Here is a 7,064-nt window from a genome sequence, read left to right as displayed (position 1 = left end):
CACGGGTCAACGTTTCAGCAGGTTAACCTGCCTTCACCAAGGCTGACACAGAGGGACACAGCGCAACGAAGTACAGCACCGGGCCACCGAGCCGATGGCTCGGGCCGCTGAGCAGCAGCGCAGCGAAGGTGCCTGCCGTCGACACCAGCATCACCCAAGGCCACCACCGGGGCTGCCGTTGCAACTCGTGCCGCACTCGTTCTCGAATCACGTTCACCCCTCCCGCTCATCGAAAGCCGTCACGGCGCATCCGCCCTCGATTGTGCAACAACGCCAGCCCCGGCGCTGAGTCAACGGACCGGGCCGCCTCGCAGCCATTGACTACCCTCACGTCCAAGAGCTTTTTAGCCGGATGTGTCACCCACGTCCTGATACTGATCTGTCAAGCAGGTCCTGAGACCCGGCATCTTCGCTTTGTGGTGGCTCGTCAGCGGGTCCGTGTGAGTTCCTCGACGTCTGTGAAGGTGGCGACCTGCTCGCATTCCTCGGGTGTCAGTTTGTTGATCGAGGCTTTTGCTGCCTGGGCTTGTTTCGTAGTGGGCAGGTTGCCGGCGACGAGATCGGGCAGGACGAGTTCGTAGCCGACTCGTGCGCGCGGAGTACCGAGTTCGGTTGCGGGCGACGGCGAAGGAGACACGGATAGCGTGTTCGTTGCCGGCCGGCACGTTAGGCCGGTCCACCTCTCGGGCCGCGAAGCGCAACCCATGGTGGTAGGTGCACCGTTGACAGGTTGCCGGCCCCTTGGTGAGGGTGGATCCGCACTCCGTGCACGTCAGGCGGTCGAGCGCGGCATCGATGATGCGCCAGTCATGCTCTGCGGGATTTTCGACCACGAGCCAGCTCAGCGCCGTCTCGTCGGGAGAGCCGGGGGCGACGTCCAACTCGCTGAGCAGACGCGCCCAGGCCAGGTCGAGTTCCGCCTCGATCTCGCCGATGGTTCGGGCCAGGGACGTGCTGCGCCATGCCCGCATGGTGTCGGCCATGCTGTCGAGCATGGTCGATCAGCGAACGCCGCGATACCGGGTTTGTTGCCCGGCCTCTGTGCCGGGACTCGGCAGGTGCGGCACCGGAAGCGGGAGCAGGAAAGGCAGCCGAACTTCACCGTGCGCCACCAGCGGCGATGAACGACAGCACGCCCAGAGCGGCAGATCCGGACGCATGGCGGATCACGAGAAGTTGCTGGATGGGCCAGGTTGTTGCCGGGACGGGCCTTGCTGCTGCAAGTACAGGGCCGGTGGATCGTCCAGGAATGGGCGGTCGCAATCGGCGGCTGCCAACCCCCGGACCGCCGCCCGGCGAGTGCTGCTCCGTGAGCCTCCGACGTCGTTTGTCGCTCAGGCGAGGGCCACGGCGGCGACGGCCCCCGCAACGACAATGAGAGTACGCAGCATTGTTGGTGGGAGCCGGCGCCCGATCCGAGAGCCCACGTAGCCGCCGCCGATGGACCCGAGCGCGAGCACGGCCACCACGGACCAGTCCAGGTCGGCGACGACCGCCGCGGTGATCACCTCGGGCAGGCTGTCGACCGCCGAACTGTTCGCGTGAACAGGCCTCTGGGATCATGGCAGCGTGGCCGGGTTTGGTTATAAGACCTCGTGGCTGGCGGTCCGAGACCGAACCCCTGACGAGGTCGCGGATGTGCTTGAGCTGTACTACCGGGAGATTCTCGATTGGGCCGCCGGCACCGACCGGGCATACCGGTATGGTGTGTATGTTGCCGCGCCGGTACCAGGTTGGACCCTCGCCCATGGCCGGCTGCACGTGCCGGCGGGGTTCGACGCGACCGAGCCGCCCTTTCCCGCCTGGCTCAGGAGGCTCAGCCGCTGCCTGGGCGAGGTGCAGTTTTTCGCCAACGAGCGAGTCCCGGATTATCACGCCTGGGCTCGGGCCATGGATGGTGAGCTGCTGCGTGCGTACTGCTTCATCGGCGAGCGAGGCGAGGTGCCGCTGTTCCTCGGTGATCCGACAGCCGATGAAGTCGAGTTGGGTATCGGCATACGTGGTACGGAGCCCGGGTGGGAACACTGGTCGGACGAGGAGTGGACAGACTGGTACGCCACGACGCCGTCCGAATCCGACGTGATGGCGATGGCTGGTCGCTGGAGCATCGATCCCACCACGATCAACGATGCCACCGTGACTACGACTGGCATTTACGGACTACCACCATCGGTTCCCGGCGAGTGAGGGCTGTCGGGTGAACAGCGGCATCTCAGGGCTACTGTTGCTCCGCATGACCCACGGCGAGATCGAGATCACCGCGGAGCTGGTCCGGGATCTGGTGCGCGACCAGCACCCCGACCTCGCCGATCGCCCGGTTCGGCTGGGCGCGCGCGGCTGGGACAACCAACTGTGGCGGCTCGGGGACGACCTGGCCGTCCGGCTTCCCTGGGCGACCGGCTCCGCGGACGCGCTGCTCCGCAAGGAACACTCCTGGCTGCCCACGCTGGCCCCGCGACTTCCGCTGCCAATCCCCGTCCCGCAGCGACTCGGCGAGCCCTCCGAACGGTTCCCTCGGCCCTGGCTCATCACCACCTGGGTTCCGGGCACACCCGCCGACCGGACCCCCGTCACGCGAGCCGCAGACGCGGCCAAATCCTTGGCCAGTTTCCTGACGGCTCTTCACCACCCCGCCCCCAGCGACGCGCCCGCAGGCCGAGACCGCGGCGGGCCTCTGACCGACCGAACCGAGGGATTCGCCAACGCGCTCACCTCCGCCACCGACCGAGGGCTGATCAACAACCCGGACGCCGTCCGCGCCGTCTGGCACGACGCGGTCACCGCGCCTGCGTGGACGGGCCCGGCGCTATGGCTGCACGCCGACCTGCACCCGGCCAACGTCCTCACCGCCGACGGCACCTTCTGCGGCGTGATCGACTTCGGCGACCTCTGCGCGGGCGACCCGGCATACGACCTCGCCGCCGTGTGGCTCCTGCTACCGGACGACACCACCGACCACTTCTACACGGCCTACCAGCCGACCCCGGACACCGCCACCATGCGCCGCGCCCGCGGCTGGGCGACGGCACACGCCCTCGGCGGCATCCTCATCGGCGACGACGGCGTCCACGGCCGCCCCGGCGGCAAGCCCACCTGGGGCCCACCCGCCCACGCCGCCCTGCAACGCCTCATCGCCACAATCCGCTGACCCGGCGATCATCAAGCGTGACCACACCACGTCGGCATGAGCGGACGCCGAGGCGGGCCCAATCCTGAGGCAGCGCCATACGCGGATCGCGGCTACTTAGAGACTTGGTCCAGGATCGATGTCCGGCCAGACTCGGTCCAGGTGCCCGGCGAGACGCTCCCACATTGCGGCTGCCCACCGGTGTCATTGGTGTGGCTCTCTCATGGCCTGCGGTCTCGCCGGGCGCCGCGCGAGGAGTGGCTGGAAAGGGGTTTGTTCTGCTCGAAGTAGCGGTGCCCTCCTTGCTGACAACTCCGTCGAGTTCAGCCAAGGGAGGCGCTGATGCGCGTGATCATCGGGATGGACCCGCACAAGCGTTCCGCCACCATCGAGGTCGTTGACGAACGCGGTCGGGTGCTGGCTACGGGCAGGTACGGCACCGACAAGGCCGGCTACGCCGACATGCTCGCCGCCGGCCGCAAGTACGCCGATCGGGTCTGGGCGGTCGAGGGCTGCAACGGCATCGGCAAGCACATCGCCCACCGCCTGGTCCACGACGGTGAGACGGTGCTCGACGTTCCCGCGAAACTGTCGGCGCAGGTGCGGGTGTTCGCCACCGGCAACGGCCGCAAAACCGACCCGGTGGATGCGCACTCGGTGGCGATGGTGGCGCTACACAGCCCGAATCTGGTGCAGGTTCAGGTTGACCCGGACCTGCAGGTGATGGGCATGCTCGCCGACCGGCGTGACGAGCTGGGCCGCGCCCGCACCCAGACCATCAACCGGCTGCACCGGTTGCTGCTGGAACTGTTACCCGGCGGGGCGAAGAAGTTCCTGTCCGCGGCGCAGGCCCGCGCGTTGATCGCGACGGTCAGACCCCGCGACATCGTGGGCAAGACCAGACGTCGCCTCGCCGTCGAGCTGATCGGTGAACTCGAGGGCATCGACAAGAAGATCAAGGCCGCGGACAAGGATTTGAAGGCCCTGGTGGTCGCCCGCAGCTCGACGCTGATGGAGCTGCACGGTATCGGCCCCGCCGGGGCCGCCCGGCTGCTGGCAGACGTCGGAGACATCAGCCGGTTCGCCGACCGCGATCGGTTCGCCTCCTGGAACGGCACCGCACCCCTGGACGCCTCCTCCGGTGACCAGAAGCGTCACCGGCTCTCCCGCGCCGGCAACCGGCGGATCAACCGCACGCTGCACATCATGGCCGTGGTCCAGCTGCGCAACCGCACGCAGGGCCGCGCCTACTTCGACGCGAAGAAAGCCGCCGGGAAGACCTCCATGGAAGCCATGCGCGCCCTGAAGCGGCGCCTCTCCAACGTGGTCTACGCCCGCATGGTCGCCGACCAGAGGAGACGCGATGCGGCGGACCCGGGAGGGCACTCGGGGACGACTCTGCAATCCAGCGTGACCGACCTGACCCCGGACATCGGCCCTTCGGACAAGCCACTTCCCGGACCCGCCACCAGCCAGCCTAAACCCTTGGTGTCAGCGACGCCTTGACATAAAGGGGTGCCATGAGAGTACGGGCCGAGTGGCCGTTCTGGCACCATCGGCATCGTGACGGATGCCAGCGCATCACCTCCACCCGGTTACCGGCAGCCGGCCATTGTGTGGTTGGTCGAGTACACGGACGAGCGTGAGCCCGGGTCGCGCTTCCAGGCGGGGCCTTCACGACCAAGAAGGAGGCACAGAAGCTGCTGGACCAGTTGGGTGGATCCCGGTTCTACGGAGAGATGTGGATCAACATGGTCCCTGTACATCAAACCGTCCAGGACAAGCCGTTCGGCTTGCGTCAGCCCGGTGATGACGCGAGCTCGTCCAGCAGTTTGTACGGGACTGGGATTTTGCCGGTGTTACCGGCTCCGCGGTCGGAGCGGCCCACGCTGCGACGGCATCGACGAATCGTGGTTCGCGGGTGCAACGGATCGGCCGTCGACGGAGTAGAAGGAGAATGGAGGTGGCGCCTGGTGCCGGAGGAGTCGTTCGATGAGTTTGTCCACGCGAGCCTGCCCATGCTCAGCCGGTACGCCAACGCGCTGGCCGGGTCGGCACACGCGGGCGAGGATCTGGTTCAGGACACGCTGGTCAAGGTGTCCCGGGCTTGGCGGCGCGTACGTGCCGACGGCAATCCCGCTGCGTACACCCGCAAGGTCATGTTGCACACCTACCTGAGCGCGTGGCGCGGTCTGGTGCGGAGGCCGCGGATGGTGCCGCTGTCGGAGGATTGGGCTGGGCCGGACCAGTATCCGTCGGTCGACTCCCGCGACCTGCTGCGCCGCGCGCTGGCCGGGTTGCCACCCGCGCAGCGGGCGGTCCTTGTGCTCGGCTATCTCGACGACCTGCCTGACCAGGAGATAGCCGCCCTCATCGGGCGACGCCCCGCCACGGTGCGCTCGCTGCGCCAGCGTGGTCTGGCCACGCTGCGGCGCCATCTGGTTTTCGAGGCCCAAAGGGAGCAGCGATGAACGACATGGATGCCGGCCTCGAGCCGCTATTGCGCGAAGAGCTCCAGCACCTGGCCGCACTGCCGCAGCTCGACGCGGTCGGCATGCTGCGCCGGGTGTCCCGACGTCGGCGGCGCAACGGAATCAGCGCCGCCGCCGGTGCCCTGGGCGTGCTCGCGATCGTCATGGGCACCGTCCTCACCATAGGCGGATCTCCGTCCTGGCCGCCGGCGGTGACGCCACCCGTGAACCTGGCCGTCGCAGGCCAGCCGCAGGTCCACTTCGTGGACGCCGATCACGGCTTCGCCTTGGCGTCGTCGTGTCCGGCCGCCGCAACCGTCTGCGGTGTGTGGTTGGCAAACACGTCCGACGGGGGTAGGAGCTGGCAGGCGCACCAAGTGCCGGACCTGACCTATCCGAACGCCGATGAGGGCGCGGACCCCAGGGTCTCCCTCCGGGTGCTCGACGCGTCCCGGGCAGCCCTGGATGGCTACGACGGCGATCGGCGCTGGTTCACCACCGATGCCGGTGCCACCTGGACTCAGCCGTCGCCGCGCCCAGACGGCGTTGTGGACAGCATCCCAGTCAACGGGCTGGCGCAGGTCGAGAGCAACGCCGGCGCTCCGATCGGGATCGTGGTGCTGCTACCCGACGGCCGCTCGGCACGGTTGGCCACGCCGCCGGTCGCACCGCTGACCGAGTCGATGACCGACGTCACGGTCGGCACCGATGGAAGCGCCTGGGTCGAAGGCAGTGACGACGACCGGTCGTGGTTGTTCGTCAGCCGCGATCGGGGACGTTCGTGGAAACAGGTCCCGCTGCCCGCGGAGCTGGCCGAGCCGGGCCGTCCGCATCGCACGACAGGCCGGCTCGCCGTCTACGACGGCCGCACCGCCTTCCTGGTGGACGCATACGGCTACCGGCTCTGGCGAACCGCGGACGACGGACGGCATTGGGAGCCGCTGACCGCCCCGGTTACCAAACCGTCCGAAGACCTCGGACTGATGGCCAGCCCCGAGGCCGACGGCGGACTCACCATCTTCGACATCCTGACCGGCCGGAGCTACACGCTGAAGGGGAACGGCGACCGGTTCGTACCCGTCATCGCCGCAGAGGTGCGTCCCTCCGCCCGTATCGGCGCACGGTTCCTGGCCGGCAGCGGCGAGAGCGGCCGAGAGCCACCGTACTTCCACTCCCCCGACCGGCGGACCTGGACGGAGCTGCGCCTCTGACCAGCGGACGGGCGTCGGCTCCGAGCCAGCCTCGCTGCCGGGCACGCTGTGACGGGGGACAAGATGGCATCGTTCCAGCACGGTTGCACTGCCCGTGCGCCGGCAAACGTCCATCTTGCTGTAGACGCACAGGAGCGCGCGCTCGCCCGGCCTTTACAACGCGGCGGCGAACCGCATACGCGGTCGGTGGCCTCGTTAAAATGCTGAACGCGGCGATGTGGACGCGGTCACGGCCGAGACCGCGGGCTGGCACGA

Annotated in this window: 7 protein-coding genes; 5 read left to right on the top strand and 2 right to left on the bottom strand. The window is 68.2% G+C overall.

Going from position 1 to position 7,064, the window contains the following annotated elements:
- Positions 1 to 344 precede the first annotated feature (344 nt).
- Together ABZ570_RS33090 and ABZ570_RS33085 are read right to left on the bottom strand one after the other, a co-directional pair.
- A complete protein-coding gene (locus tag ABZ570_RS33090; RefSeq protein ID WP_358071982.1) occupies positions 345 to 983 on the bottom strand; it encodes a hypothetical protein in 639 nt (212 codons plus the stop codon).
- A gap of 351 nt (positions 984 to 1,334) precedes the next feature.
- Positions 1,335 to 1,508, bottom strand: coding sequence for a hypothetical protein (locus ABZ570_RS33085; RefSeq protein ID WP_358071980.1), 174 nt, complete (start codon positions 1,506 to 1,508; stop codon positions 1,335 to 1,337).
- Positions 1,509 to 1,638: 130 nt separating this feature from the next.
- Between ABZ570_RS33085 and ABZ570_RS33080 the strand changes: the two genes are divergently transcribed.
- From ABZ570_RS33080 to ABZ570_RS33060, 5 genes are all read left to right on the top strand, one after another.
- A complete protein-coding gene (locus ABZ570_RS33080) occupies positions 1,639 to 2,187 on the top strand; it encodes a hypothetical protein (protein ID WP_358071978.1) in 549 nt (182 codons plus the stop codon).
- Between the two features lie 46 nt (positions 2,188 to 2,233).
- On the top strand, positions 2,234 to 3,148 hold the full coding sequence (locus tag ABZ570_RS33075) for an aminoglycoside phosphotransferase family protein (RefSeq protein WP_358071976.1): 915 nt from the start codon (positions 2,234 to 2,236) through the stop codon (positions 3,146 to 3,148).
- 321 nt (positions 3,149 to 3,469) lie between these two features.
- Positions 3,470 to 4,633, top strand: a complete 1,164-nt coding sequence (locus ABZ570_RS33070) for an IS110 family transposase (protein WP_358071974.1) — start codon at positions 3,470 to 3,472, stop codon at positions 4,631 to 4,633.
- A gap of 467 nt (positions 4,634 to 5,100) precedes the next feature.
- Positions 5,101 to 5,598, top strand: a complete 498-nt coding sequence (locus ABZ570_RS33065; protein ID WP_358071972.1) for a SigE family RNA polymerase sigma factor — start codon at positions 5,101 to 5,103, stop codon at positions 5,596 to 5,598.
- The gene (locus tag ABZ570_RS33060; RefSeq protein ID WP_358071970.1) at positions 5,595 to 6,809 is read left to right on the top strand and encodes a hypothetical protein; all 1,215 of its coding nucleotides are present in this window, start codon (positions 5,595 to 5,597) and stop codon (positions 6,807 to 6,809) included. Before ABZ570_RS33065 ends, ABZ570_RS33060 begins: the two co-directional genes overlap by 4 nt.
- The last annotated feature ends 255 nt before the right edge of the window (positions 6,810 to 7,064 follow it).

It is taken from the genome of Micromonospora sp. NPDC007271 (assembly GCF_040634005.1).
Lineage (GTDB): Bacteria > Actinomycetota > Actinomycetes > Mycobacteriales > Micromonosporaceae > Micromonospora.
The sequence above is the reverse complement of the archived record's forward strand: the minus strand, read 5'-3'. Positions and strand labels throughout refer to the sequence as shown.

Coding starts and splice junctions, on each gene's coding strand:
- ABZ570_RS33090 (WP_358071982.1), bottom strand. CDS start 983: ATGGCCGACACCATGCGGGCATGGCGCAGCACGTCCCTGGCCCGAACC.
- ABZ570_RS33075 (WP_358071976.1), top strand. CDS start 2,234: ATGACCCACGGCGAGATCGAGATCACCGCGGAGCTGGTCCGGGATCTG.
- ABZ570_RS33070 (WP_358071974.1), top strand. CDS start 3,470: ATGCGCGTGATCATCGGGATGGACCCGCACAAGCGTTCCGCCACCATC.
- ABZ570_RS33060 (WP_358071970.1), top strand. CDS start 5,595: ATGAACGACATGGATGCCGGCCTCGAGCCGCTATTGCGCGAAGAGCTC.